This window comes from Pseudomonas sp. GL_093, from assembly GCF_057837605.1.
The window spans coordinates 6961376-6988332 of record NZ_CM174448.1 but is presented as its reverse complement, the minus strand read 5'-3'; the positions used below and the strand labels follow the sequence as shown (position 1 = coordinate 6988332).

The following is a 26957-nucleotide window of genomic DNA, read 5'->3' as shown; positions in this document are numbered from 1 at the left end:
ATATGTGCGTTCCGCAGCATTTCGGTCAAGGCTTCAGCCAAGCGACAGGTTGAGCGCCTTTAGATACAGCATTTAAGAACGGAAATTTCACGGCTTTCGTTATACCGTAACGTATTGCGATATGAGCAACGATAAACACTGGGGTGGTATGCAAGTCGATCTCGATGTCGATGGGACGCAAGTAGCCGGGCTGCCGCGTTTCCAGCAGGCGGTTTTTCAAGGGCGACGATTGCGTCAGTTCGCAATCGGTCTGGGCGCTCTTGCGGCGGCAGGTTGGTTGCTGGCGTTTTTCGTCGGGCTGTTTGCGCCGCAGTCGCTCTGGCCAGCATTGCTGGTCAATCAGAGCGCCGGTTTGCTGGTGCTGGTCGCCGGTTTGCAATCGGCCTGGTGGGTGACGCAGTGGCGCGCGCGGGCGTTGAACCCGGTCGTGCAGGTCGTCGTTGCTGACGAAGTCGTTGCCCCGGTGGGCTGGTACGAACGGCTGCTGGATCGGCTCAGTCAGCGATGGCTGCGAATGCTGGTGCAGATCGGCGCCCCGACGCTGTGGCTCGCGGGTTGGTCGCTGTTGACGTTATTGAGCATCGAACAAGTCTGGAACCTTGCACTGCCGCCAACCGCACTGGGAGTGTCGGCCAGTGTCGGTGCGGCGCTGTCGTTGTTGCTGGCCTTCGGTTTACTGGTGCTGGAGCGTCAACTGGCGCAGGAAAACGTCGCGCAATGGCCCGAGGCAGCGTCGTTGGCGCAGCTGACACGGGTGGCGATCATTGGCCTGGTGCTCAGCGCTTTGTGCCTGTTGTTGGGTAGCGAAACCTCGGTATGGCCGGTGCGTCTGGCGGTACTGATTGGCTTGCTGCCAGGGTTGGTCGCCGCCGAGCTGCTGTTGCGCGCCCTGCTGTCGTTGTTCAGTCCGCAGCGCGAACAACTCGAACCTGCCTTGCTGGCGCGCAGCTTCGTCGCCGACATGCTGCGCTGGCCGCCGCAACCCTTGTTGGCGTTGCAGCACGAATTGCATAACCGCTTCGGCATCGACCTGCGACAGATCTGGGCCTTCACCTACATGCGTCGGGCATTTTTGCCGGTGCTGGCCGTGGTCTCGATAGTGGGTTGGTCACTGACCGGCATTCACGAAATCCCCATGCAAGGGCGGGGCATCTACGAGCGATTCGGCAAACCGGTGGAGGTATTCGGTCCTGGTTTGCACGCAGGTTTGCCTTGGCCGCTGGGCCGAGTGTTGAGCGTCGAGAACGGTGTAGTCCACGAGTTGGCCACCAGTGTTGGCGACACACCGGCACCGGTCGTGGCTGAACCCGCCGAAGGCCCGGCGCCCGCGATTGCCAATCGCTTGTGGGACGCCAGCCATGTGAACGACAAATCCCAAGTCATTGCCAGCAGCCGAGCCGACAGGCAGAGCTTCCAGATCGTCAACATGGACGTGCGTTTCGTCTACCGCATCGGCCTGAGCGATCAAGCAGCATTGGCCGCGACCTACAACAGCGCTGATGTCCCGACACTGATCCGCAGCACCGCCAGCCGAATTCTGGTCCACGATTTCGCCTCGCGAACCCTCGACGGTTTGCTCGGTGAAGACAGGGTAGGGCTTGCCGAAGAGATTGGTCGGGCGGTACAGGCTGACTTGCAGAAACTCGACAGCGGCGTGGAAATTCTCGCCACCGTGGTCGAGGCGATTCATCCGCCGGCCGGTGCTGCCAATGCCTATCACGGCGTTCAGGCTGCGCAGATTGGCGCCCAGGCATTGATTTCCCGCGAGCGCGGTGCGGCGGCGGAAGCCACCAACCAGGCGCAATTGCAGGCCAGCATCGCTCGCGATCAAGCGACCGCCAGCGCTCGTGAAATCAACGCTACCGCTCAAGCGGCGGATCTGCGGTTCAGCGCCGAGCAAAAAGCCTACGCCAGCGCTGGCCAGGCCTTCGTGCTGGAGCAGTACTTCAGCCAACTGTCCCAGGGCCTGGCCAATGCCAGATTGCTGGTGCTCGATCATCGTCTGGGCGGCAGCAGTAACGCGCCGACCATCGACCTTCGTACGTTCACGCTGCCGGCTGACCCTGCGCCGGCGCGTAAAACCGCTCAGCCAGGAGCTGCCAATTGAGCCAGTCGCACACTCACGATCACGATGACCACACTGGCCACGATCACGGCCATGGCGGGCATCACCACGGCCATCACCACCACGGTGATCCCCAAGAAGCGGGCCCGTTCCCATGGCGGCGAATGGGCTGGGCAGCGTTGCTGGTAGCGTTCGCCATCGCGGCGGCGAGCCTGGTGCAAGTGCGTTCGGGGGAGGCGACGGTGATCACCCGTTTCGGTAATCCGTCGCGGGTATTGCTGGAACCAGGTCTTGGCTGGCGTTGGCCTGCTCCTTTTGAAGCGGCGATTCCTGTCGATCTGCGACTGCGCACAACCTCGAGTGGTTTACAGGATGTGGGTACGCGGGACGGTTTGCGCATCATCGTTCAGGCTTACGTGGCCTGGCAGGTTCAGGGCGATCCGGACAACGTGCAACGCTTCATGCGCGCCGTACAGAATCAGCCAGACGAAGCAGCGCGGCAGATTCGTACGTTTGTTGGCTCTGCGCTGGAAACAACGGCCAGCAGTTTTGATCTGGCTAACCTGGTGAACACCGATGCCAATCAAGTTCACATCGCCGATTTTGAAGCGCAGTTGCGTCAGCAAATCGATCAGCAGCTGCTCACGACTTATGGTGTGCGGGTGCTGCAAGTCGGTATCGAGCGTCTGACTTTGCCGTCGGTAACCCTCACCGCTACGGTCGATCGCATGCGTGCCGAGCGTGAAACAATTGCCACCGAACGCACGGCCATCGGCAAGCGCGAAGCGGCGCAAATCCGTTCCGCTGCCGAGCGTGATGCACGAATCGTACAAGCCGATGCGACGGTGAAAGCTGCCGATATCGAAGCTCAGTCGCGCGTTGAAGCGGCGCAAATTTATGGTCGCGCCTATGCCGGATCACCACAGCTCTACAACCTGCTGCGCTCCCTCGACACACTAGGCACCATCGTCACGCCCGGCACTAAACTGATTCTGCGCACCGATGCCGCGCCGTTCCGGGTGTTGGTTGACGGTCCGCCGACCCTTGATAACAAGTCCGGGTCGCAGCCATGAAATTAGTTCCACGTGGAACAAATGAGTTGAGCAGTCCCTGGATTCAGGCGGGGCGATTGGCTTTTTTGGCCCTTTACGCCGTGACAGTGTTAGCCGCTTTAGCGTGGGCATTTTCCAATGTGCGGCAGATTGATCCGCAAAATCGTGCTGTGGTTTTGCACTTTGGCGCGCTGGATCGCATCCAGAATGCTGGCCTGCTATTGGCTTGGCCACGTCCGTTTGAGCAGGTGATTTTATTGCCTGCGGCGGATCGGGTGATTGAGCGTCGGGTGGAAAATCTGCTGCGCACAGATGTCGCGTTGCAGGCAGACCGGGCAGCGAGTTTCGCCACACCGATCAGCGATGCACTCGCCGGCTCCGGTTATTTGCTCACCGGTGACGCGGGCGTGGTGCAACTGGATGTGCGGGTTTTCTACAAAGTGACCGAGCCGTACGCCTTCGTTCTTCAAGGCGAACATGTGTTGCCGGCATTGGATCGATTGGTGACTCGCAGCGCGGTGGCCCTCACTGCCGCACGAGATCTGGACACTATTCTGGTTGCCCGACCGGAGCTGATCGGCGCCGATAGTCAGGCTGCTGAACGCCGCGAACGGTTGCGCGGTGATCTGGTGCAAGCCATCAATCAGCGCTTGGCGGACCTGACCGCGACCGGTCAGGGGTTAGGCATTGAAGTGACGCGGGTCGACGTGCAATCGAGTCTGCCCGGCCCAGCGGTCAACGCCTTCAACGCTGTTCTGACTGCCAGTCAACAAGCCGATAAAGCTGTGGCCAATGCTCGCACTGAAGCCGAGAAACTGACTCAGACCGCCAACGAACAAGCCGATCGCACGCTGCAAGTCGCTCACGCCCAAGCGAGCGAACGTCTGGCCAAAGCCTCGGCTGACACGGCCACGGTATTGAGCCTGGCCAAGGCGCAACAACAGGGCACCGACCCGCAAATGCTGCTGCGCATCTACCGCGAGCGGATGCCGAAGATTCTCGGCCAGGCCGGCTCAGTGACCACGGTCAACCCGAAAGACGATTCCCGCCTGATCATTCAGGGAGCTGCACAATGACCACCCAAACCGCCGCCGCACCGAGCATGTTGTCCTCGGCTGAACAACGCAGCGCCGCACGTCAATTGACCCTGGCCATGCTCGCATTGGGCCTGCTCGCGCTCGGCTTGACCTGGCGCTGGTTGTCGCCGGAGCAAACGGGCGTCAGTCAATTGCTGCTGGGCTTTGCTTCGTTATTGGTGGCCGTGCCGGTGATGCGTTCAGCCTGGTACAGCCTGCGTTATCCGAGCCTGCACGGGATCACTGATCAATTGATCGCCCTGGCCATGCTCGGGGCGTGGGCCACGGGTGATCTGCTGACCGCGGCGTTGCTGCCGATCATCATGATCTTCGGCCACGTGTTGGAAGAGCGCAGCGTGATCGGCTCGCAGGAGGCGATTCGCGCCCTCGGCAAACTGACACGCAGCCACGCGCGCAAAGTTCAGGCCGATGGCTCCATCGTCGAAGTCGATAACGGCACACTCAAGGCCGGCGACCTCGTCGAGGTGCGCGCGGGTGATCGGGTGCCGGCGGATGGTCGGGTGTTGTCCGGTCAGGCGAGCCTGGACACCGCTTCGATTACTGGCGAATCGGTGCCGATGGAGGCGGGCGTCGGCATGCAAGTCTTCGGTGGCGCGATCAACCTCGACGGTCTGCTGCGCATCGAAGTGACCCGCACCGGCAATGAGTCGACCCTCGGCAAAGTCATTGCGCTGATGCAAAGTGCCGAGCGTTCCAAACCACCGATCACGCGTTTGCTGGAACGCTACGCCGGCAGCTACATGGTGCTGGTGTTGCTGCTGGCCGCCGTGACCTGGTTCGTCACTAACGATGCTCAGGCCATGCTCGCGGTGTTGGTGGCGGCCTGTCCTTGCGCGCTGGTGTTGTCCGCGCCGGCCACGGCGATTGCCGGCGTGGCGGTGGCGGCTCGTCACGGAATTCTGATTCGCAGCTCCGCGTTCCTCGAAGAGTTGGCAGACCTGACTTCGCTGGTGGTCGACAAGACCGGAACCCTGACCTTTGGCACCTTGCGTTTGCAATCCATCGACAGCCCAATCGAGGATCGCAGCCACGTCCTCAAGCTCGCTGCCAGCCTCGGGTCCGCCAGCAGTCATCCGGTCAGCCGCGCGCTCGCCGGGCTGGTCACCCAGGAACATTTTCTGCTGCTCTCCGACATTCACGAGCGTCAGGGGCTGGGTGTGGTGGCGATGACGGAGCAGGGCGAGGCGGCGCTCGGTCGTCCGGAGCTATTCGCGCAATTGGGCATCGCCACTTCAAGTGTCCCCGACCACGATGGCCCGATTGCCGGGCTGGCGCTCAACGGTGAATTCCTCGCCTGGCTGTTGCTGGCCGACAGCGTCAAACCCGAGGCTCGATTTGCCTTGAGCGAGCTACGTGAATTGGGGTTGGGCCGGCAGTTACTGCTTACCGGAGATCGACAAAGCGTCGCGCACACATTGGCGCGGGATGTCGGGATCAGCGACGTTGAAGCTCAAGCCTTGCCCGAGGACAAACTCAATCGCGTGCTGAAGGAAATCGGCAGCGGCTTCCGGCCGATGGTCGTGGGAGATGGGATCAACGATTCGCTGGCGCTCAAGGCCGGTGTGGTCGGCGTCGCCATGGGCGCGGGTGGGGCGGACATCGCGCTGGCGTCGGCCGATATCGTCCTGATCGGCAGCGACCTGCGTCGACTCGGCACGTGTGTGCGCTTGAGTCGCCAATGCCGGCACACGTTGCAGGTTAACGTGATCATCGGTCTGGGCTGGACGCTGGCGATTGTAGCCTTCGCCGCCTTCGGTTGGCTTGGCGCTGCGGGAGCGATGATTGCTGCGCTGTTGCACAACTTCAGCACCTTGCTGGTGTTGGGGAATGCCGGGCGTTTACTGCGTTTTCAGGAACCATTGCTCAAGCTTGAGGATGAGGATTGAGTACGCCGGGTGAATGCTCTAAACAGCGCGATCACGGTCGATTTCAAGTTTTCAGAACTGTGCGATGAATTCGTAGTCATCTAGGGTGAGGGCAATCACTTTTGTGAATTCGCGACGGTGGGTTCGAGCGTTACGGATTATAGAAAAGGGCTATCAATTCGATAGCCAGCTATTTTTCAAGGATGGACTACCCTCACATCAGACGTCTGAAACAAGAGGGTCTATCCATGCTCGCGCATCTTCCTCCGGCCTTACAGAATCTGCAGTTACCGCTACGCCTGCGACTCTGGGACGGCCATGAATTCAATCTGGGGCCGACGCCTAGCGTCACTATTGTGGTCAAGGACCCACAAATGGTTACCCAGTTCACTCACCCAAGCCTGGACGCGCTCGGAGCGGCGTTTGTCGAAGGTAAACTTGAGCTGGAAGGCTCCATCAGCGACGTGATCCGCGTCTGCGATGAGTGGAGCCAGGCGTTGCTTGGTGATCAAGACAGTCAACCGGTGCGCACCGCTCACGACAAAGAAGCCGACGCCAAGGCGATTTCCTACCACTACGACCTTTCCAATGAGTTTTATCAGCTGTGGCTCGACAGTGACATGGCGTATTCCTGCGCCTATTTCGAGACCGGCAGTGAAACGCTGGAGCAGGCCCAGCAAGCCAAATTCCGTCACTTGTGCCGCAAGCTGCGGCTGCAACCAGGGGAATATCTGCTGGATGTTGGCTGCGGTTGGGGCGGACTGGCACGGTATGCGGCCCGGGAGTTTGGCGCGAAGGTATTCGGGATCACACTCAGTAAAGAGCAACTGGCACTTGCCCGTGAACGGGTGACTGCCGAAGGCCTGGACGATCTGGTCGAACTGCAACTGCTCGACTACCGCGACCTGCCTCAGGACGGTCGCTTCGACAAAGTGGTCAGTGTCGGCATGTTCGAACACGTTGGCCACGCCAATCTGGCCGAGTACTGCAAGACCTTGTTCGGTGCGGTGAAAGAGGGCGGGCTGGTGATGAACCACGGGATCACCGCCAAACACATCGACGGCCGTCCGGTGGGGCGCGGTGCCGGCGAATTCATCGAGAAGTATGTGTTCCCCAATGGCGAGCTGCCGCATCTGTCGATGATCTCTGCCGAGATCAGCGAAGCAGGGCTGGAAGTCGTCGACGTCGAGAGTCTGCGCCTGCATTACGCGCGTACGCTGGACCATTGGAGCGAACGCCTGGAAGACAATCTGGAAGCGGCTTCCAGGCTGGTGCCAGAGCAGGCTTTACGGATCTGGCGGCTGTACCTGGCGGGATGCGCTTATGCGTTCGCCAAGGGCTGGATCAATCTGCACCAGATTCTCGCGGTAAAAGCCCACCCCGATGGCAGCCATGAACTGCCATGGACGCGCGACGATATCTACAATCCTTAAAGTATCGGTGAAATAAGCCGGGCGACCCGCATGCCGACCTGTTGCAGGCGGTGGGTCTCCCGGCTTTCTTCTTTGGCGATCTCGTGAGCCTGGGCAAAGTCATCGTTGAGCATCTGTTCTACTTCGGCGGCAAACGCGCTGTCGACCGTCAACAACATCACTTCAAAATTCAGCCGGAACGAGCGGTTGTCCAGATTGGCACTGCCAATGGCGCTGATTTCGCTGTCGATCAACACCACTTTCTGATGCAGGAATCCCGGCTCATAGCGGAACACCCGCACGCCAGCGCGCACGGCTTCAAAGGCATACAGGCTGGAGGCGGCGTAGACGATTCGGTGGTCCGGTCGTGAGGGCAGCAGCAGCCGCACATCCACACCTCGCAGAACCGCCAGCCTTAACGCAGCGAACACGGCTTCGTCGGGGATGAAATACGGGCTGGTGATCCACACCCGCTCGGTTGCCGCATGGATGGCTTCGACGAAGAATAACGAACAGGTTTCGTAGGAATCCGCCGGACCGCTGGCGAGTAATTGGCAGAGCACGCCGTCGTCCGGGTAAACGTCCGGCAGGATCAGCGGCGGCAATGAGCGGGCAGCCCAAAACCAGTCTTCAGCAAACGATTCCTGCATGCAGGCCACCACCGGCCCGCGTACTTGCACATGGGTATCGCGCCACGGCGCGAGGGGTGGTTTCTCGCCCATGTACTCGTCGCCGACGTTGTGCCCACCGACGAAACCCAGCACTCCATCGACCACCACAATCTTGCGGTGGTTGCGGAAGTTGACCTGGAAGCGGTTGAGCCAGCCGCTACGGGTGGCAAAGGCTTTGACCTCGACGCCGGCATCGCGCAGCGGCTGCACGTAACTGTGAGGCAGGGAATGGCTGCCGATGCGGTCGTACAATAAATAAACCGCCACGCCTTCGGCGGCTTTCTGCAGTAGCAAGGTTTGCAGGCGTTGACCGAGGCGATCGTCGTGGATGATAAAAAACTGAATCAGCACCGCTTCCTTCGCGTTGCTGATGGCTTCAAATATTGCGTTGAAGGTGGCCTGGCCGTCGATCAGCAAACGCACCTCGTTGTTCGCCAGGCACGGCATGCGCCCCAGTTTCGGCATGGCCCTCAAGGACGCGTAAGCATTTGAGGCGCGAGCGGTCAGCGCCTCTTCTACCCAGGGGCGCCAGTTGAGCTCGGAGATTGCCTTGCGCATTTCTTCGTTGGCCTGGCGCCGAGCCTTGATGTAGCCATCGAAGGTACTGCGGCCGAAGACCAGATAGGGGATGAGCGTGAGGTAGGGAATAAACAGCAACGACAGGGCCCAGGCGATCGATCCCTGGGCGGTCCGGACGGTGAGCACGGCGTGGATGGCAGCGATCAGGCCCAGCGTGTGAAGCAGTGCAATCATGTAGCCGAAAATATGCGGTCCAAAGTAATCCATGGGGCAGCCTTGCTCCTGAAGATTCAATGCTTAACAGACCATGTTCCGTGCAGAATGTCGCTATTTAATTGGCCCATGAACCGAAGCCATTGGCTGACGTCTAACGGCCACTACTGATCAGGAGTTACTCGATGAACGTTCGTCTGCTGGGTTTGGCCATGGCTATTGGTTTGTCACTTCCTGTGGCCGCTCAGGCGCAGATGTTGCAGCCCGGTTTGTGGGAAATGACCACAAGCAACATGAAGGTCGATGACCAGAATCTCCCGGATTTGCAGCTGATCCTTGGCCAGTTACAGAGCCAGATGACCCCTCAACAGCGCGCGCAGCTCGAAAAGCAGGGCATCACCATGGGCGGCAAAGGGATTCGGGCTTGTCTGACGCCGGAGCAGGTGAAGACCGACAATATTCCGCTGACCGATCCACAGTCGGGCTGCAAACAGGAAATCACCGACCGCACCGGGAATCAGTGGAAATTCCGCTTCAGCTGTCCGAAAGCGCAGGGCACCGGTGTCGCCACGTTCCTCAGTGATCGTGAGTTCACCACCAAGGTTAACGGCACGTTCAACGCCACCGGCATTCAGCAGAAGGGCAGCCTCGATAGCCGCGCCGTGTGGTTGGGACAGGATTGCGGGACCGTCAAACCGAGAGCTTAAAAGCTCGCCAGCAGGCCCGCGCCCTTACATGACTGTGTGGGAGCGGGCCTGATTCAACCACTCACACACCGTCTCAACGCTCATCCTGCCGAAATCCTCTCCAGTGCGGCTGCGCACACTGACAAACCCGCCTTCTTTTTCTTTCTCCCCGATCACCACCAGATACGGCACGTGCAGACTGTGCTCGCGAATCTTTTGGCGGACTTTCTCGTGACGCAGATCCGCGCGGGCGCGCACGCCACTTCTGCGCAATGCCTCGGTTACCGACTGCGCGTAATCCGCCTGACGTTGGTCCATGCTGACGATCATGACGTGTGGCGGTGTCCGCCAGCTATCAAGCTCCTGTTGGCAGGACCAGCACGTCCCGTAAATCCGTTGCGGCAACGTATCGCTGATGTGGTCGAGGGTGAACGCTTGCAACACTCTGGTCGCGGGGACATGCGGGCCAGCGGTCGTAGATTCGAAGTTCCCCAGGCGGTACAGCGGCGTCTTTCCTTGACGGCGAATCGAGTGATTGGTCGCCGCCAGAGCCTGCATGCGGGCTTCGATCAGTGGCAGGTCTGCCTGTGTTAAGGATCGCTCGACAGAAAACTCATGAAAGAACCCGTCGCCCAGCGCCGTTCCTGCGTGAAGTTGCACCTGTGGATGGAGTTGCTTAACGGCCATGGCCAGCATCAGCACGCAGGAGCGTCGCAGGATCTCCAGCCCGTCGGGCTCTTGAGGCGTGACGATGCTGACCCGGGCGTCGGCCTCGATCATGTACTCACAGTCCACCAGGACGCCGTCCACTCGGCCGGCCACCGCCGCTTTTGCCAGCCCGGGTCCGATACTCGCGGCGAGCTCGTACACCGACAGTGGCTGGTCGTATTCACGCAATGAACCATCGCTCAGGGTGATATGAATCATGTCGGTGCTCTCGAGTGCTAGCGCATAAACCGTAGTGGTAAACCCAGGCAGTTGTCATTAAGACGTTTGTCGTGCCAGGCAATTTGCCCCGACACGATCGTGGTGCTGACGCTGTGCCGGAATCGCTGTCGGGCAAAAGGCGTCCAGCCGCATTGAGACAGGATCGGCTGCTGGGAAACGGCGACACCGCCGGGTTCCGGTTTGATCAGAACGAGGTCGGCCCAATAGCCTTCGCGCAGATAACCGCGGTCGGGAATGGCGAACAGATCGGCGACCCGGTGACTGGTCTTGGCCACGAGTGTAGTGATCGGCAACACTTCATCCGCGACCAGTTCCAGCAACGCGGGCAGGGCGTGTTGCACCAACGGCAAACCGGAAGGTGCCTGACTGTACGGCCGCTGTTTTTCGGCCCAGGTGTGGGGCGCATGATCGCTGCCGATCACGTCGAGCCTATGGCTCAGCAATGCTTCGCGCAAGGCGTCGCGGTCGGACTGGGTTTTGATCGCCGGGTTGCACTTGATCAGGTTGCCGAGGCTCGGGTAATCCCGGTCATCGAACAGCAAGTGGTGCAGGCAGACTTCGGCGGTGATGCGTTTCTGGGCCAGCGGCTTGTCCTCGAACAACGCCAGTTCGCGGGCGGTGGTCAGGTGCAGAACATGCAGTCGGGTGCCGTGACGCCTGGCCAGGTCCACGGCCATAGAGGAAGAGCGAAAGCAGGCCTCGGCGTTACGGATCAGCGGGTGGGCCGCAGCTGGAATGTGTTCGCCGAACAAGTCACGCAGGTTCGCGGCGTTGGCGTCGATGCTGGGCGTGTGTTCGCAGTGGGCCAACAGAATGGTCGGCACCTCGGCGAATAGCCGCTCCAGAATCTGTGGGTCATCGACCAGCATGTTGCCGGTGGAAGCGCCCATGAACACTTTGACGCCGGCTACTTCACAGGGATTCAGCGCGGCGACGGTGTCGAGATTGTCGTTGCTCACGCCGAAATGAAAGCCGTAATTGGCGACTGAGTTGATCGCCGCTCGACGCTTTTTGTCGGCCAGTGCGCTGAGGGTCAGGGTCGCCGGATTAGTGTTGGGCATGTCCATGAAGCTGGTGATGCCACCGGCCACCGCAGCCCGGGATTCGGTGTAGAAGCTGCCCTTGTCTGGCGAGCCTGGATCGCGGAAGTGCACTTGGTCGTCGATCATTCCGGGCAGCAGCCATTGCCCTTGTGCATCGATTTCCACGTCGGCATTTTCACCGTGGATGCTGCTGGCGATCTTCACGATTCGACCGTTGCTCACCAGCAAATCACCGTCAAACTCGCGATCTTCATTCACCAGCCGGGCATTGCGAATCAGCACGCTGCTCATGGTCAGAACTCGTTCTGCAGGGCTTTGTAGCCGCGCACCAGGTCGACGTTGGTACGCGCCACATCCTCGGAAAACTCCGAGGCGCTGACGCTCACCGGCGGGAACTGCGACAGATCTGTCTTCGGGCCGATGCGGGTGGTGGAGGGCACATAGAAGTCTTCGGGCAAGTCGCGACCATCGACCACCGAGTTGTGCCGCACCACGCAACCGTCACCGACTGCGCAGTTGAACAGCACGCTGTTGAACCCGATAAACACCCGATCGCCAACCGTGCACGGCCCATGAACGATCGAGCGGTGGGCGATCGAACTGAACTCGCCGATGGTCACTGCCGCGCCGGACTTGGAGTGGATCACCACGCCATCCTGGATGTTCGAGTTGGCGCCAATGGTGATCGGCTCCATCTCGCCAGAGGCATCCACTTCGTCGGCACGAATCACCGCGTAAGGACCGACGAAGACGTTCTCGCCGATCACCACTTTGCCGCAAATGATGGCGGTTTTATCCACGTAGGCAGATTCGGCTATCACCGGCAAATCACCGGAAGGATTCTTGCGGATCATGGCTTGCTCAACGCGTCGTATAGGGTGTTGAGGTTGTACTCGAACAACCCGATGAAGGTGCTGGCCGGCCCGCTGGCCGCGAGCGCATCGGAGTACAACGTGCCACCGATGTGCGCGCCGCTTTCATCGGCAATCTGCTTGAGCAGGCGTGCATCCTTGATGTTTTCCATGAACACGGCTTTGACCTTGGCCTGGCGTATCTGTGTGATCAGTGCGGCGACTTCCGCGGCTGACGGTTCGCGCTCAGTGGACAGACCTTGAGGGGCCATGAAGTCGATGCCATAAGCCTGGCCGAGATAACCGAAGGCGTCATGGGACGTCACGATTTTGCGATTGCCCGGTGGCAGCGAACCGAGTTTGGTCTTGGCTTCGGCGAGCAGCGCGTAGATCTGTTTCAGGTAGGCCTGACTGTTGCGTTCGTAGTCGTTTTTATTCGTCGGGTCGGCGGCGATCAGTGCCTTGGTGATGTTGCTGATATACAGCTCAGCGTTCGCCAGATTGTGCCAAGCGTGCGGGTCGGGAATCGTCTCGCCATCTTCATCCAGGGAACGCGGGATGACGCCGTGGCTCGCGCTGATCACTGGCGCTTTGGTCTCGGTGCTGGTCACCAGACGGTCCAGCCATGGCTCGAAACCCAAGCCGTTTTTGATGATGAGTTTGGCTTTGAGCAACGCCTTGGCATCGTCAGGTGTCGGCTCATACGTGTGGGCATCTGCATCCGGGCCGACCATGTTGATGATCTGGATATGGTCGCCGCCGACTTGATGGGTCATGTCGGCGAGGATGCTGAAACTGGTGACTACCTGAAGTTTTTCCGCAGCAGACAGCGACATCGACACCAGCAAACTGAACAGCACGAGTAGAACGCGCATCGGGTAACACCTCATTGGGATGTGAGCAAAGGCGGGCGGCGGAGCAAACCGTGCACCGGTCCGAACACCACGGACAGCAGATACAAACCGCCAGCCACCAGCACGATCGCCGGGCCGCTGGGCAGCGAGAAGTAGAACGACAGCAACAGTCCGAGCCACACCGAGAGGCAGCCGAGCAGGGCGGCGATGGCCATCAACGTCGGTAAGCGACGACTCCAGAAGCGAGAAGCGGCGGCGGGCAACATCATCAAACCGACCACCATCAGCGCGCCGATGGCCTGGAAACCAATCACCAGATTCAGCACCACCAGGGTTAGAAATACGCCGTGTGCCAAGGGACCAAGTCGGCTGACGGTTTGCAGAAAGAGTGGGTCGAGGGTGTCCAGCAACAGCGGTTTGTAGATGAAGGCCATGGCGATCAGGCTGAAGCCTGAGACCCAGAGCATGCCCGTCAACGTCGGGCCATCGACTGCCAGCGCCGAGCCAAACAACAGGTGCAACAGGTCCAGACGTTTGCCGGCGATGCCGAGGATCAGCACACCGCAGGCAAGGGAGATCGGGTAGATCGCGGCGAGGCTGGCGTCTTCCCGCAGGCCGGTGCGACGGGTGATCCAGGCGGCGAGTCCGGCCATGCCGAGACCGGCACCGAGGCCGCCGACGGTCAGCGCCGGCAGACTCAATCCGGCGAACCAGAAGCCCAAAGCGGCCCCCGGCAGAATGCCGTGAGCCACCGCGTCGCCGATCAAACTCATGCGGCGCAGGATCAGAAACACGCCCAACGGTGCGGTACTGCATGCCAGAACCAACCCGCCGAGTAGTGCTCGACGCATGAACACGAACTCGTGGAACGGTTGCCAAAGCTGAGCGGCCGCGAGCATCAGGCCACCCGCGTATGGGGTTGTTGATGGATCAGTTCAACGCTCGATCCGATGACGCAGCCGGTGCTTTTGATCAGCAACGTTTGAGGAATGTGTTGGCGAACGGCGGCCAGGTCATGGCATACGATCAGCTGGGTTCGGCCTTCGGCATGCCAGGCGTGAATGTGTTTCCAGAGCAGTGCCTGACCGAGCTCGTCGAGGGCGGCGTGGGGCTCGTCGAGCAACAGCAGTGGCGCCTCCGCGAGGCTCAAACGGGCGAGCAGGGCACGCTGTAATTCGCCGCCGGACAAGGCCATCAACGGGCGCTGTTCCAGTCCGCTCAGACACCAGTTTTCCAGCACGGCTTTGAGGCGTTGTCTGCGTATCTCGGGAGACTGCGTGCTACCCCAGAAACCGGCGGCCACTAACTCTTGCAAGCTGATGGGGAATTGGCGATCCAGGTGTTGTTGCTGAGGTAGGAACGAGAGCTTGCCCTTGCGTGGAACATCCAGGATGACTTTGCCGGTCAGCGGTTTTTGCAAACCCGCGATGACTTTAAGCAGGCTGCTTTTACCCGAACCGTTCGCACCGATTACGGCGGTGAGACTTCCTTTGGTCAGTTCGAAATCCACGGGTGGAGTCAGTGGTTGGCCGGGTGCACCCCATCGCAAGGCTTGGCAATGAATCATGCGGCCTCCCAATTCCAGCGGCTTTCGGCGACAGCATCGTGTGCGTGGAGGCTTTCCGCGTGGACGACTCGTAGGTGGAAGGCGTTGATGCCGGGGGAGCGTTTCAGGGCCAGGTTCAAACGTCGTGCGGCGTCTTCGCAGAACATCAGGTTCTGCCCGTTGGCCAGCGCGAAGGCTTGTTCGTCGGCGCGTTTTACGGCGGTTTGTACGGCGGTGCCGAGGGCCGCTTCGGCGTCGTTGATGATCGCGATCAGCGGCAGGTCATCCAAGAAGTCATCCAGTCGAAGCCGCAATTCAGCATTGCTCCGTTGGCTGTGAGGCGTTGCAACAATGCCTTTTGTGGAGCCGAGCCAAGCCAACACATCGGCGTGTTGCAACGGCTTATTGGCGAAGTCATCGACGAATTGCTGCTGAATCAGCTGCCGGGAAAGCGCAGCTGAACACGGACAAGTCGAGGAATAAGGCACGTCGATTTTTAGTTCCACGTGGAACATCGCGTTTTTCAAACGTGCTTCGATGCTCACTGGATAGGTTTTCCAGCCGGCCAATGGACTGACCAGCGCCGGTCTTTTGAGCAGTAAATCGGTGTGGATTTTTAAGTACGCGCTGTTGGACAGACCTTCATGCGTCTCGAGAAAACTTTGCAAAACTTTCCGCAACAAGGCCGGCGTCAGGTTTTCTCGCTCGAGAATTTCCAGCGCCAAGTACAGCCGCGACATATGAATACCGCGCGCCTCTCCATCATCAAGGCTAACGCCGGCGTCGGCTTTCGCACTCAGCCGTTGGCCATCGAACAAAACAGGAAGAGCAATGCCACACATACCCACCCACTCAAGTGGCAGGGCTTGGCGTGCGGCCTGCGCGGCGATATCCGGCAGAGTCAGCGCATTCATGAGCAGGTCCATCGTGGGAGTCGATTCTGTATGTTATGTTATTACATTAGAATCGACCATGCCTTTTTCATGAACAGGCTTTCATCATGTACAGACGTCACTTGCTCAATCTGATCCTGGCCAGCGCGGCCTTCGCTTTACCGTTTGGCGTCTCGGCCACTCAGATTCGCAATGCGCGGCTCTGGCGTTCGGATGAAAAGTTGCGATTGGTGTTCGATCTGAGCGGGCCGGTGCAATACAAGACGTTTTCCCTGAGCGCTCCCGAACGGCTGATCATCGATCTGAGTGGCGCCAACCTCAGTGGCGACTTCAGTCAGTTGGCGCTCAGCAACACAGTGATTCGTTCGATCCGCTCTGGGCCCTTCGGCCAGGGCGATACGCGAATCGTCCTCGACCTCAGCAGTCCGGTGCAGCTCGCCAGTTTTTTACTGCCGCCACAGAACGGTCAGGGCCATCGACTGGTACTCGATCTGAAGACGGCTGCGCCGTTACAAATGGCGGCAGCGACCGAGACGACCGTCGACAAGGCTCACCCCAAGCGCGACATCATCGTCGTGGTCGACCCTGGTCACGGTGGCAAAGACCCCGGCGCGGTCGGCGCCAAAGGTGAGCGTGAGAAAGACGTGGTGCTGTCCATCGCCCAGCTATTGGCCAAACGGCTGAAACGCGAGAAGGGCTTCGACGTGAAACTGGTGCGCAACGACGACTTCTTCGTCCCGTTGCGCAAGCGTGTGGAGATCGCCCGCAAGCACAACGCCGACATGTTCATCTCGGTGCATGCGGACGCGGCACCACGTCTGACGGCGTCGGGCGCGTCTGTCTACTGCCTCTCTGAAGGCGGCGCAACGTCGGCGACGGCGCGTTTCATGGCGCAACGTGAGAACGGCGCAGACCTGCTGGGCGCTACCAGCCTGCTCAATCTCAAAGACAAGGACCCGATGCTTGCCGGGGTGATTCTCGACATGTCGATGAACGCGACCCTCGCCGCCAGTTTGCAGTTGGGCAGCACGGTGCTCGGCAGTCTGGCGGGCATCACCACATTGCATCAGAAGCGCGTGGAACAAGCGGGATTTGCGGTGCTGAAGTCGCCGGATGTGCCGTCGATCCTGGTGGAAACCGGCTTCATCTCCAACGCTCGCGACAGTCAGCGACTGGTCACCGCACGCCACCAGCAGGCCGTAGCCGATGGCTTGTTCGAAGGATTACAGCGCTACTTCCAGAAAAATCCGCCGGTAAACAGTTACATCGCCTGGCAGCAAGAGCAGAAAAAATCCCAGGCCTAACACCCGGTAATTCGGCTACAGGTGAACTTGCCACTGCTACCACCGGAACTAGAAAACCGATTGATCGTGGTCCAGCCGACGCGACGGTTGTAGCCGACCCAGGCCTCGCCATCGGAAGCGAGCCCAGTGAAGAACGTGAGTTGCCCGTAGCGACTGTTGGTCTGCGCCCAGTGGCGTTTTCCGGCCGCTTCGAAGCCCCGCAGATAGATCGTGCTTCCGACGGTGTTGACGCTGTAGGCATTGCCGTCGCCATCCACGCAGGCCAGCAGATTGGCGCTTCGGGTGCATTTGGCCAGGCTCGGGATTTGCGCCCAGGCATCGACAGCGACCAGCAGCGAAAAGCTCATCAGCGCTATTTTCAGGGCTGCACGCATAGGATTTCTCACGGACCGAACGGGCTTGAGCATCGTGCCTTTTGTCATCGTGGACAAGAGGAGAGTGGCTTGATTGTGTTGTTATACTATAACATCAAGTTAAGCCCGACACTGCGACCGGGCATCTCTATGAGGAATACCTGATGCCCAATCGTCTCCCCGTCACCGTCCTGTCGGGCTTTCTCGGCGCTGGCAAAAGCACGCTGCTCAACTACGTGCTGCGCAATCGCGAGAAGCTGCGCGTCGCCGTGATCGTTAATGATATGAGCGAAATCAACATTGATGGCGGCGAAGTCCAGCGCGATGTCAGCCTGAACCGCGCGGAAGAAAAACTGGTGGAGATGAGCAATGGCTGCATCTGCTGCACCTTGCGCGAAGACTTGCTGGAAGAGGTGAGCAAACTCGCCAAGGAGGGTCGCTTTGATTATTTATTGATCGAGTCCACTGGCATTTCCGAGCCGCTGCCCGTGGCGGAAACCTTCACCTTCCGCGATGAAGAAGGGCAGAGCCTGGCCGACATCGCCCGGCTCGACACCATGGTCACCGTGGTCGATGGTATGAACTTCCTGCTCGACTATCAGGCCGCCGAAAGCCTCGCATCCCGTGGTGAAACCTTGGGCGAGGAAGACGAACGCTCGATCACCGACCTGTTGATCGAGCAGATCGAATTCGCCGACGTGATTCTGATCAGCAAGATCGACTTGATCAGCAGCAGAGAACGCCAGGAGCTGATCGCGATCCTTGAGCGGCTTAACGCCCAGGCGGAAATCATCCCGATGGTCATGGGCGAAATCCCCTTGGAGAAGATCCTCAATACCGGTCGTTTCGACTTCGAGAAGGCCGCTCAGGCGCCGGGCTGGTTACAGGAACTACGTGGCGAACACGTGCCGGAAACCGAGGAATACGGCATCGCCTCGACAGCCTACCGAGCACGCCGACCGTTTCATCCGCAGCGCTTTTACAGCTTCATCGACCGCCCGTGGCTGAACGGTAAACTGCTGCGCTCCAAGGGCTTCTTCTGGCTGGCCAGCAAGCACATGGACGCCGGTAGCTGGTCCCAGGCCGGCGGATTGATGCGCCATGGTTTCGCCGGACGCTGGTGGCGTTTCGTGCCGAAAACCCAGTGGCCGCAGGACGAAGAAAGCACCGCCGGGATCATGGAAAACTGGACCGCAACCACTGGCGATTGCCGCCAGGAACTGGTGTTCATCGGCCAGAACATCGACTTCGCGCAACTCATCAGCGAACTCGACAATTGCCTGCTGACCGACGATGAAATGGCGTTAGGCATCGAGGGCTGGCGACTACTGCCAGACCCATTTGGCCCATGGCATGAAGAGGTGGCAGCCTGATGTTGGCACCCAGTCTGAAACTGCGACCGATCATTCATCAGGTTCAAGGTGAGACGCCGCAAGCGCTCCCCCGAATACTGGATGACGGCGTAAACCTCGCCGTTTGGCAGCGCCAACTGCCGGCGCACATCGCTGATTTCGGGCGTTTGCTGCTGTCACTGAACGAGCCGTTGGCCGAGTCGCTGGTTCTGGAATTGCCCAGCGATGACACCAAACCCAATCTTCATGGATTAGCCTCAGGTTTCAGTGATCTCGAAGGTTACGAAGGTTTCATCGCCGACGTTTCCTGGCTGGTCAGTGCTTTCGCCTGTTTGATGGGCGCCAAGCGTGTCGGCCTGCGCTTGCGGGTCCTGGACAAGGCTATGTGCCCGCGTTTCCATGTGGATCACGTGCCGGTGCGGCTGATCACCACGTATTCCGGGATCGGCAGCCAGTGGCTGAAGGAAGGTGCGATGGATCGCCGACAACTGGGTAAAGCCGAAGCCGAACCCCAGGACGGTCCGCTGATCGAGCAGATCGCCAGCGGCGAAGTCGCGTTACTCAAAGGCGAGAAATGGCATGGCAACGAAGGCTTCGGACTTATTCACCGCTCGCCACAGCTTGCGTCCGGTGAGCGGCGGCTGATCCTGACGCTCGACTGGCTGAGCTAGCGGCTCACGGTTTGAGCCAGGTTCCCTGGCTCTGAGCTTCGCAAAATGGTTTCAAATACGCCGCATCCGTGGCTACGCCGTAATAGTGAATATCCTGCCGGTAAGGCATATTGGCGACTTGGGCGTTGCTGCACACGCCGAACGCGCCGGTGGGGCATTGGTCGACGTACTGCACTTCGACTTTCTGGCCAGGAAGGCTCGGCTGGCAGAAACCATCGGCGAATAGCTTTTCCGGGATGTTGCGGTTCTGCTGGCAGACTTTCACGTCGAGTCGCGCAGCCGTGCTATGTACCACGCAAGCTTGGGCCAGCGCGTCGCCGGACATGAGCGCCAAGAGCACCGACAACCCCATCAACCGCATCCTTTACCTCCTCAGAAATCTTCGACCATGTTGCAGAACATTCCCACTCACGTCATTGCTGGCCCCTTGGGTGCCGGCAAGACCAGCCTGATCAAGCACCTGCTGGCGCAGCGGCCGGCGAATGAGCGTTGGGCGGTACTGATCAACGAGTTCGGCCAGATCGGCCTCGACGCTGCGTTGCTGACCCAGGACGCCGATGGTATCGCACTGGGTGAAGTGGCCGGGGGCTGTTTGTGTTGCGTGAATGGTGCACCGTTTCAAATCGGCCTCGGGCGTTTGTTGCGCAAGTCGCGGCCGGATCGACTGTTTATCGAGCCCTCCGGGCTGGGACATCCGGCGCAATTGCTCAGGCAATTGAGTGAGGCGCCGTGGCAAGGCGTGTTGGCTGTTCAACCCTGCGTGCTGGTGCTGGACGCCCAGGCGCTTGCTGCCGGCAAACCGCTGCCGGTGGCGCAACAGGAAGCGCTCAAGAGCGCCGGGTTGTTGCTGATGAATAAAGCCGAAAATATCGACGATACTGATCGCCAGCGAATCGCCGCACAGTTGCCGGCGCGTCCGTTGTACTGGACGCAGCAAGCCGCGTTGCCATTGAGTGAGTTACCAGGGCTTGGGGTTCAGGCTGTAGCGGGTGTGGATAACTTCGTTGCGCCCAAAGGATTGGCACAGCTGCCGGCCATCTGGACCGATCCTGCGCTGCCAATTTGCTTGAGTCAGGAACAGGAGGGCGGCTGGAGCGTGGGGTGGCGCTGGCATCCGATTCAGACTTTCGATGCGACGCTCCTTGGCTGTTGGCTTGAAAGCCTTGCCTGGCGGCGGGCGAAGCTGGTTATCCACAGCGTCGACGGTTGGGTTTCGGCGAATGCGCTGGAAAACTCGGTGCTGGACTGGCAGCCCAGCGAATGGCGGCGTGATTCGCGCATCGAGCTGATTTTCAGTGAGCCGCAGGATGTTGATTCATTGCAAAGAGAGCTAGCCGACTGCCGGTCGAGCGCGACTTGAATCAAGGACGCCATTTAGTGTGTTCTTGCCGCCACTGGCTCATCTCGATCACCTCGGCGCGCGGTTTCACTGCATCGGTCACCGCAGGCGTGTCGTCGAACGGCATCGGGTAGGGCGCCAGCTCAATCTGCGCACTGTGGGCGCCGAACTGGGTGATGGTGCCGTTGTGACGGCTTTCACCGGTCACGGTGAATTCGAAGTTATACACACGGGCGAGGCGCCGCCGGCCGTTGGCGTCTTTAATGAACGCTATCTTCTTCAAGGCCACGTTGCCGTCCAGCAGCTCGATTCCGAGCTTTGTGCAATGCAGCTTGACCCGCTCCAGCGCGCGCTCGCGCAAGCCATGGTTGTGCCATACCCACGCGCCACCGGTGGCAAGCAGCATCAGGACGAAGATATTTCCAAGGGTCAGCATCAACACGTTGCTCCAACAAGATAGTGTCAGCTTAACTGCGTCACCGGTCTGTCGTACAGGCTGCGTTTAGTCGCATACTGCGCGGCTTGAATTTCAATCGTTTGACGGAAAACTCACCGCATGAAACGTACGCCCCATCTGCTCGCCATCCAGTCCCACGTGGTGTTCGGCCACGCTGGCAACAGCGCCGCGGTTTTCCCGATGCAGCGGGTCGGGGTGAATGTCTGGCCGCTCAATACGGTGCAGTTCTCCAACCACACCCAGTACGGCCAGTGGGCCGGTGAAGTGCTGGCGCCGCATCAGATTCCCGACCTGGTCGAAGGCATCGCGGCAATTGGCGAGCTGGGCAACTGCGACGCTGTGTTGTCCGGCTATCTCGGCAGTGCTGCCCAGGGCCGGGCGATCCTGACAGGTGTGGCGCGGATCAAGTCGATGAATCCCAAGGCACTGTATCTGTGTGACCCGGTGATGGGCCATCCGGAGAAGGGTTGCAGCGTGCCCGCGGAAGTCAGCGATTTCCTGCTGGAGGAGGCGGCTGCCGTGGCGGACTTCATGTGCCCGAACCAGCTGGAGCTGGACAGTTTTTCGGGGCGCAAGCCGCAATCGTTGTTCGATTGCCTCGCCATGGCGCGAGCGCTGCTGGCGCGTGGTCCGAAGGCTGTGCTGGTCAAGCATCTGGACTATCCCGGTAAACCGGGGGATGTTTTCGAGATGTTGCTGGTGACGGCCGAAGACAGCTGGCATCTGCGCCGTCCGCTGCTGGCGTTCCCGCGTCAGCCGGTGGGCGTCGGCGACCTGACCTCTGGACTGTTTCTGGCTCGCGTACTGTTGGGCGATAGCCTGGTGGCGGCTTTTGAATTCGCCGCGTCGGCGGTGCATGAAGTGCTGCTGGAAACCCAGGCCTGCTCCAGCTATGAGCTGGAACTGGTGCGGGCTCAGGACCGGATTGCCCACCCGCGGGTGCGGTTCGAAGCGACAGCAATCAGTCTCTGAGTTCCGCGTCGAAGCCATTCGCGAGCAGGCTCGCTCCCACATAGATCTCCTGTGGGAGCAAGCCTGCTCGCGAAAGCTATCTGAAGCTGATAACAGGTTTCAGGCGTCGCCCTTGATGTCCTGATAACGCTTTTCCAGTTCCTGGCGAATCTGCCGACGTTGCTGGGCCTGCATGAAGCGGCGTTTATCTTCGCTGTTCAGCGGTTGCAGTGGCGGGACAACAGCCGGTTTACGGTCGTCATCCACGGCGACCATGGTGAAGAAGCAGCTGTTGGTGTGGCGCACCGAGCGCTCGCGGATGTTTTCGGTCACTACCTTGATGCCCACCTCCATGGAGGTGTTGCCGGTGTAATTGACCGAGGCCAGAAAGGTCACCAGTTCGCCGACATGAATCGGCTCGCGGAAAATCACCTGGTCCACCGACAGGGTCACCACGTAGCGGCCGGCATAACGGCTGGCACAGGCGTAGGCCACTTCGTCGAGGTATTTGAGCAAGGTACCGCCGTGGACATTGCCAGAGAAGTTGGCCATGTCGGGGGTCATCAATACCGTCATCGACAGTTGTGCGTTTCCGGGTTCCATAGCGTTCTCACGGTTCAAGGCAGAATTTCGGGAGGGCGGCACCTCTGCGGGTGCCTTGTCAGCTTTTTCAAACCAACAGTTATCGGGACGCCGGGCGGCTGGCTGCCGTCACGCCCGGATCGATCTGTTTCCATATATTGCACCGCCTTTGCAGCGGAAGTCGTGGTGTTAACCTCCAAAAGTCCCCCTTAAGGAGCCCCACGCCATGCATGCCATCAGTTTTATTCAAGATCTGGCAGTGATCATGTTGATCGCAGGTGTGGTGACTGTGCTGTTTCATCGCTTAAAACAACCGGTGGTGCTCGGCTACATCGTTGCCGGCTTCATCATCGGCCCGCACACCCCGCCGTTCAGCCTGATCCACGATGAAGAAACCATCAAAACCCTCGCCGAACTCGGGGTGATTTTCCTGATGTTCTGCCTGGGCCTGGAGTTCAGCCTGCGCAAGCTGTTCAAGGTCGGCGCCACCGCGTTCATCGCGGCGTTCCTGGAAATCGTGCTGATGATCTGGATCGGTTACGAGATCGGTCGCTGGTTCGACTGGAACACCATGGACTCGCTGTTCCTCGGCGCGATTCTGGCGATTTCCTCAACCACCATCATCGTCAAGGCGCTCAACGATCTGAAGATGAAGAACGAGCGCTTTGCGCAGCTGATTTTCGGCGTGCTGATCGTTGAAGACATCCTTGGCATCGGCATCATCGCCTTGCTGTCGAGCATCGCGGTCAGCGGTACGGTCAGTTCCGGCGAAGTGTTTTCCACGGTCGGCAAGCTCTCGCTGTTCATGATCGTCGCACTGGTCATCGGCATCCTGCTGGTGCCGCGATTGCTGGCCTACGTGGCGAAGTTCGAAAGCAATGAAATGCTGCTGATCACCGTGTTGGGGCTGTGTTTCGGCTTCTGTTTGCTGGTGGTCAAACTCGAGTACAGCATGGTGCTCGGCGCCTTCCTGATTGGCGCGATCATGGCTGAATCTCGGCAATTGTTGAAAATCGAGCGCTTGATCGAACCGGTTCGCGACCTGTTCAGTGCGATCTTCTTTGTCGCCATTGGGCTGATGCTCGATCCGATGATCCTGCTGCAGTATGCGTGGCCAATTGCGGTGATCACCGTGGCCGTGGTGTTGGGCAAGATGTTGTCTTGCGGCCTTGGTGCCTTTATCGCTGGCAATGATGGACGTACCTCACTTCGCGTCGGGATGGGGCTTTCGCAGATTGGCGAATTTTCTTTCATCATCGCGGCGCTGGGTATGACGTTGCAGGTCACCAGCAACTTCCTTTACCCGGTCGCCGTTGCCGTCTCGGTGATCACCACGTTGCTGACGCCTTACCTGATCCGCGCGGCTGATCCGCTGTCGATCAAGCTTGCCGCGGTGGTGCCGAAGCGACTGGGCAGGGTATTGGGGATGTACGGCGAATGGCTGCGTAGCATCCAGCCTCAGGGCGAGGGCGCGCTGTTGGCGTCGATGATTCGGCGGATTCTGTTGCAGGTGGGCGTCAATCTGGCGCTGGTGATCGCGATCTTCTTCTCGGGCGCTTATTTCGCCGAGCGCATGTCCGCTTACCTGCAAGACTGGATCAGCGACCCGAGCTGGCAGAAAGCGTTGATTTGGGGCGGGGCGTTGCTGTTGTCGCTACCGTTCCTGATCGCCGCCTATCGCAAGCTCAAGGCGCTCTCGATGCTGTTGGCGGAGATGGGCGTGAAGCCGGAGATGGCTGGCCGCCACACGCAGCGAGTGCGTCGGGTGATCGCCGAAGTGATCCCGATCCTCTCGCTGCTGGTGATTTTCCTGCTGCTGGCAGCCTTGTCGGCCAGTATTCTGCCGACCAACAAGTTGTTGGTGCTGATCGTCGTCGTCGCGGCCGCTGTAGTGGCGCTGCTCTGGCGCTGGTTCATCCGCGTACACACACGGATGCAGGTAGCGTTGCTCGAAACATTGGACAACCACAAGGACTCGTCCAGCCACTGAGACCTCTGTAGCAGCTGCCGAAGGCTGCGTTCGACTGCGAAGCAGTCGCAAAATCGGACAATGAGATTTCCAGGTAAACCGAGTCTTTAGGGTTTACGACTGCTGCGCAGCCGGACGCAGGCTACGCCAGCTGCTACAAAGTCGCGCTTGCTCAGCTTTCCAGCCAGACGTCCCGCGCCCAGTGCCACACCGATTCCCAGGTTTCTTCGGCAATCAGCTCTTCTTCGGCCAGCCACAGCACCACGGTGCCGTCTTCTTCGACCAGGTAGTAGTTGTCACCGTCCTGGCAGATCGGAATCATGCTGCGATCAACACCCGCATCCCAGGCGTTGGCGGCAACGTCCGGCAGGTAGGTGTGGGATTGCGGGTCGGTAACGGTTACCGGCTCCAGGCTGCCGTAGACGACGTCGCTGACGGTCAGCAAAAACTCTCTGAAGACAAACGGAATGTCGATGAACAGCTGTTCTTCGATTTCCACCAATTGATCTTCGTCGGGCAATTCCAAGGGGACCGGTACCGGTTCGTTGGCTTCACGCAGTTGTTCGATGATTTCTTCCACGTCCGGGATCCTCTTGCTTGATGGCGCGGTTTAGTTGGGGCGGTTTATACAGTAGCTCGCTATAGATGCAACTGCGAAATAGAAAACCCCAGCCGAGGCTGGGGTTTTTATTACAGCATGCTTAACGCAGAAGGGATCAGCCGTTCTGGCGGATACCGGCGACCAGCCAAGGCTGGTTCTCGCCCTGCGGACGTTCCATGTTCCAGCTTTCGCTGAACACTTCGCCCTGGTCGAAACGCGAGGTCTTCGACACACCGGTGAAGGTCAGGGTGGCGATGGTCTTGTCGGCACGGTCATCCACGCCGTCCAGTTGAACATTGAGGTTATCAATGTAGGTGGACTGGAAACCGTCGCCCAGATCGGCACGTTCGCGCTTGAGGAACTCCAGCAGTTGCGGGGTCACGAACTCGGCGATCTTGTCCATTTCGTTGGCGTCCCAGTGTTGCTGCAGGGACTGGAAGTGGTTGCGGGCCGCTTCAATGAAGTTCTTTTCATTGAACCAGGCCGGAGCGTTGATCACCGGACGAGCGGCAACCGGTGCTGCCGAGCCGCCGAAGATCGAGCCCATGGCCGCTGGCTTCTGCTCGAACACTTCACGCTGCATCGGTGCGCCGGCTGGAGCCATGTGCTCTTGCTGTTTGCGACGACGAGCGGCGATGAAACGGAAGATCAGGAAGGCGATGACCGCCATGATCAGGATGTCGAAGATCTGCATGCCCTGGAAGCCGCCGCCCATGAACATGGACGCCAGCAGGCCACCGGCAGCGATACCGGCCAGAGGGCCGAGCCAGCGCGAAGCACCGCCAGCCTTGGCAGCAGCGCCCGCGGCACCGGCCGCACCGGCAGTGGCAGCAGCACCGCCTACGCCAGGAGAAGAAGGAGCCATTTGGCTGGTCTGGTGAGTCGGCGCAGCGCCGGAGCTCTTGCCGCCACCAAAGCGCTTGGCGTTGGCGTCGAGGCTCATCGTCAGGCCGATGCACAACGCCATGGCGATGCTAAGAAAACGTTTCATAAAGGGAATTCCCATTTGTGGATGGCACGCGCGCCATGTTGCACAGCTGAAGTGTTACTGGCTAGCGGCAGAGTGTTTCGGGCTTTTGCCTGACAGGTTGTGTTCAGCTTCAATCAGCGCAATAAGGCCTGTTAACTTTGGTCCGTAGGACGAGTGGGTAAGGTCTGTAGGAAGGATTTCTAGCGTCGCAGCGCCAGCATGACCACACCGGCCGTAATCAGGCCGATTCCGCCCCATTGGCGCAGGTCGAGTTTTTCGCCCAGCAGGATCACGCCGAGCACCGCCACCAGCACCACGCTGAGCTTGTCCACCGGAGCGACCAGCGAGGCCGGCCCCAGTTTCAGTGCGCGGAAGTAGCAGATCCACGAGGCACCGGTGGCCAGTCCCGACAGCAGCAGGAACAGGTAGCTCCTGGCAGAGATCGATCCTAATGACTGATATTGGCCCGTGGCGTACAAAATCAAGGCCAGGCTGACCAAAACCACCACGGTACGCAGCAGGGTGGCGAAGTCGGAGTTGACGTTTTCGATACCGATTTTGGCGAAGATCGCGGTCATGGCGGCAAATGCCGCTGACAACAGGGCCCAGAATGTCCAGGAAGAAAAGAAGCCTGAGCCCATGTTTTACGCCTTTTGTCAGATCAACCCGTTGAGGCAGGTTCAACACAAAACC

27 protein-coding genes are annotated in these 26957 nt (G+C 59.7%); 12 read left to right on the top strand and 15 right to left on the bottom strand.

Translation table 11 applies throughout. From position 1 onward, the window contains the following. The first annotated feature begins 148 nt into the window (after positions 1-148). The 5 genes from hflK (AC3IUE_RS32305) to cfaB all read left to right on the top strand — a co-directional run bounded on the left by hflK (AC3IUE_RS32305) (position 149) and on the right by cfaB (position 7512). Positions 149-2107, top strand: a complete 1959-nt coding sequence (gene hflK, locus AC3IUE_RS32305) for a protease modulator HflK (protein WP_489269006.1) — start codon at positions 149-151, stop codon at positions 2105-2107. Further along, positions 2104-3138, top strand: a complete 1035-nt coding sequence (gene hflC / locus AC3IUE_RS32300) for a protease modulator HflC (RefSeq protein ID WP_056738533.1) — start codon at positions 2104-2106, stop codon at positions 3136-3138. The genes hflK (AC3IUE_RS32305) and hflC overlap by 4 nt, the downstream gene beginning before the upstream one ends. Continuing rightward, a complete protein-coding gene (gene hflK / locus AC3IUE_RS32295) occupies positions 3135-4193 on the top strand; it encodes a protease modulator HflK (protein WP_489264784.1) in 1059 nt (352 codons plus the stop codon). Before hflC ends, hflK (AC3IUE_RS32295) begins: the two co-directional genes overlap by 4 nt. After that, entirely contained in the window at positions 4190-6100 is a 1911-nt protein-coding gene (locus AC3IUE_RS32290) for a cation-translocating P-type ATPase (protein ID WP_223431338.1), read from the top strand. The genes hflK (AC3IUE_RS32295) and AC3IUE_RS32290 overlap by 4 nt, the downstream gene beginning before the upstream one ends. A gap of 227 nt (positions 6101-6327) precedes the next feature. After that, positions 6328-7512, top strand: coding sequence for a C17 cyclopropane fatty acid synthase CfaB (gene cfaB, locus AC3IUE_RS32285; protein WP_489264781.1), 1185 nt, complete (start codon positions 6328-6330; stop codon positions 7510-7512). On the opposite strand, the gene cls is transcribed toward cfaB, so the two are convergent. Next, positions 7509-8948, bottom strand: coding sequence for a cardiolipin synthase (cls, locus tag AC3IUE_RS32280; RefSeq protein ID WP_489264779.1), 1440 nt, complete (start codon positions 8946-8948; stop codon positions 7509-7511). The genes cfaB and cls overlap by 4 nt on opposite strands. A gap of 131 nt (positions 8949-9079) precedes the next feature. Here cls and AC3IUE_RS32275 point away from each other — a divergent pair, with 131 nt between their 5' ends. Beyond that, entirely contained in the window at positions 9080-9601 is a 522-nt protein-coding gene (locus AC3IUE_RS32275; RefSeq protein ID WP_462000287.1) for a DUF3617 domain-containing protein, read from the top strand. A gap of 24 nt (positions 9602-9625) precedes the next feature. Here the strand turns inward: AC3IUE_RS32275 and AC3IUE_RS32270 are convergent, their stop codons facing one another. From AC3IUE_RS32270 to folE2, 7 genes are read right to left on the bottom strand one after another with little or no spacing between them, the layout of a single operon-like run. Then, complete coding sequence (locus AC3IUE_RS32270; RefSeq protein WP_489264777.1) at positions 9626-10507, bottom strand: His/Gly/Thr/Pro-type tRNA ligase C-terminal domain-containing protein; 882 nt, start codon at positions 10505-10507, stop codon at positions 9626-9628. 17 nt (positions 10508-10524) lie between these two features. After that, the gene (locus AC3IUE_RS32265; RefSeq protein ID WP_489264775.1) at positions 10525-11862 is read right to left on the bottom strand and encodes a dihydroorotase; all 1338 of its coding nucleotides are present in this window, start codon (positions 11860-11862) and stop codon (positions 10525-10527) included. Positions 11863-11864: 2 nt separating this feature from the next. Continuing rightward, on the bottom strand, positions 11865-12425 hold the full coding sequence (locus AC3IUE_RS32260) for a gamma carbonic anhydrase family protein (RefSeq protein ID WP_489264773.1): 561 nt from the start codon (positions 12423-12425) through the stop codon (positions 11865-11867). Continuing rightward, positions 12422-13297, bottom strand: a complete 876-nt coding sequence (locus AC3IUE_RS32255; protein ID WP_489264771.1) for a metal ABC transporter substrate-binding protein — start codon at positions 13295-13297, stop codon at positions 12422-12424. Before AC3IUE_RS32255 ends, AC3IUE_RS32260 begins: the two co-directional genes overlap by 4 nt. Before the next feature lie 11 nt (positions 13298-13308). After that, positions 13309-14175, bottom strand: coding sequence for a metal ABC transporter permease (locus AC3IUE_RS32250; RefSeq protein WP_489264769.1), 867 nt, complete (start codon positions 14173-14175; stop codon positions 13309-13311). Further along, positions 14175-14843, bottom strand: a complete 669-nt coding sequence (locus AC3IUE_RS32245) for a metal ABC transporter ATP-binding protein (RefSeq protein ID WP_489264767.1) — start codon at positions 14841-14843, stop codon at positions 14175-14177. The genes AC3IUE_RS32250 and AC3IUE_RS32245 overlap by 1 nt, the downstream gene beginning before the upstream one ends. Next, positions 14840-15736 carry a GTP cyclohydrolase FolE2 gene (gene folE2, locus AC3IUE_RS32240; RefSeq protein ID WP_489264765.1) on the bottom strand — a complete coding sequence of 299 codons (897 nt, stop codon included), beginning with the start codon at positions 15734-15736 and terminating at the stop codon, positions 14840-14842. Before folE2 ends, AC3IUE_RS32245 begins: the two co-directional genes overlap by 4 nt. Before the next feature lie 86 nt (positions 15737-15822). On the opposite strand from folE2, the gene AC3IUE_RS32235 reads away from it, so the two are divergent. Continuing rightward, positions 15823-17019, top strand: a complete 1197-nt coding sequence (locus AC3IUE_RS32235; RefSeq protein ID WP_489264763.1) for an N-acetylmuramoyl-L-alanine amidase — start codon at positions 15823-15825, stop codon at positions 17017-17019. Here the strand turns inward: AC3IUE_RS32235 and AC3IUE_RS32230 are convergent. Continuing rightward, positions 17016-17393 carry a glutamine synthetase gene (locus tag AC3IUE_RS32230; protein ID WP_489264761.1) on the bottom strand — a complete coding sequence of 126 codons (378 nt, stop codon included), beginning with the start codon at positions 17391-17393 and terminating at the stop codon, positions 17016-17018. The genes AC3IUE_RS32235 and AC3IUE_RS32230 overlap by 4 nt on opposite strands. A gap of 143 nt (positions 17394-17536) precedes the next feature. Here AC3IUE_RS32230 and zigA point away from each other — a divergent pair, with 143 nt between their 5' ends. Continuing rightward, positions 17537-18745: a zinc metallochaperone GTPase ZigA gene (gene zigA / locus AC3IUE_RS32225; RefSeq protein ID WP_489264759.1), complete on the top strand. Its 1209-nt coding sequence runs from the start codon at positions 17537-17539 to the stop codon at positions 18743-18745. After that, a complete protein-coding gene (locus tag AC3IUE_RS32220; protein WP_489264757.1) occupies positions 18745-19395 on the top strand; it encodes a DUF1826 domain-containing protein in 651 nt (216 codons plus the stop codon). The genes zigA and AC3IUE_RS32220 overlap by 1 nt, the downstream gene beginning before the upstream one ends. A gap of 4 nt (positions 19396-19399) precedes the next feature. Here the strand turns inward: AC3IUE_RS32220 and AC3IUE_RS32215 are convergent, their stop codons facing one another. Next, entirely contained in the window at positions 19400-19756 is a 357-nt protein-coding gene (locus AC3IUE_RS32215; protein ID WP_489264755.1) for an NADH:ubiquinone oxidoreductase, read from the bottom strand. Positions 19757-19783: 27 nt separating this feature from the next. On the opposite strand from AC3IUE_RS32215, the gene AC3IUE_RS32210 reads away from it, so the two are divergent. After that, positions 19784-20755 carry a CobW family GTP-binding protein gene (locus AC3IUE_RS32210; protein ID WP_489264753.1) on the top strand — a complete coding sequence of 324 codons (972 nt, stop codon included), beginning with the start codon at positions 19784-19786 and terminating at the stop codon, positions 20753-20755. A 1-nt stretch (position 20756) separates the two neighbouring features. Here the strand turns inward: AC3IUE_RS32210 and AC3IUE_RS32205 are convergent, their stop codons facing one another. Beyond that, positions 20757-21170: a DUF3301 domain-containing protein gene (locus tag AC3IUE_RS32205; RefSeq protein ID WP_462000277.1), complete on the bottom strand. Its 414-nt coding sequence runs from the start codon at positions 21168-21170 to the stop codon at positions 20757-20759. Between the two features lie 120 nt (positions 21171-21290). Between AC3IUE_RS32205 and pdxY the strand changes: the two genes are divergently transcribed. Beyond that, on the top strand, positions 21291-22163 hold the full coding sequence (gene pdxY / locus AC3IUE_RS32200; protein ID WP_033059627.1) for a pyridoxal kinase PdxY: 873 nt from the start codon (positions 21291-21293) through the stop codon (positions 22161-22163). 99 nt (positions 22164-22262) lie between these two features. Here pdxY and AC3IUE_RS32195 read toward each other — a convergent pair whose 3' ends face one another. Beyond that, positions 22263-22745, bottom strand: coding sequence for an acyl-CoA thioesterase (locus tag AC3IUE_RS32195; protein WP_489264751.1), 483 nt, complete (start codon positions 22743-22745; stop codon positions 22263-22265). A 205-nt stretch (positions 22746-22950) separates the two neighbouring features. Here AC3IUE_RS32195 and AC3IUE_RS32190 point away from each other — a divergent pair, with 205 nt between their 5' ends. Continuing rightward, entirely contained in the window at positions 22951-24714 is a 1764-nt protein-coding gene (locus tag AC3IUE_RS32190) for a cation:proton antiporter (RefSeq protein ID WP_489264749.1), read from the top strand. A 151-nt stretch (positions 24715-24865) separates the two neighbouring features. Here the strand turns inward: AC3IUE_RS32190 and AC3IUE_RS32185 are convergent, their stop codons facing one another. The 3 genes from AC3IUE_RS32185 to AC3IUE_RS32175 form a co-directional block, all read right to left on the bottom strand. After that, complete coding sequence (locus AC3IUE_RS32185) at positions 24866-25273, bottom strand: SMI1/KNR4 family protein (protein WP_008156656.1); 408 nt, start codon at positions 25271-25273, stop codon at positions 24866-24868. A 136-nt stretch (positions 25274-25409) separates the two neighbouring features. Then, on the bottom strand, positions 25410-26285 hold the full coding sequence (locus AC3IUE_RS32180) for a Tim44 domain-containing protein (protein WP_056738576.1): 876 nt from the start codon (positions 26283-26285) through the stop codon (positions 25410-25412). A 179-nt stretch (positions 26286-26464) separates the two neighbouring features. Then, positions 26465-26905 carry an EamA family transporter gene (locus AC3IUE_RS32175; protein ID WP_046053914.1) on the bottom strand — a complete coding sequence of 147 codons (441 nt, stop codon included), beginning with the start codon at positions 26903-26905 and terminating at the stop codon, positions 26465-26467. Positions 26906-26957: the final 52 nt, after the last annotated feature.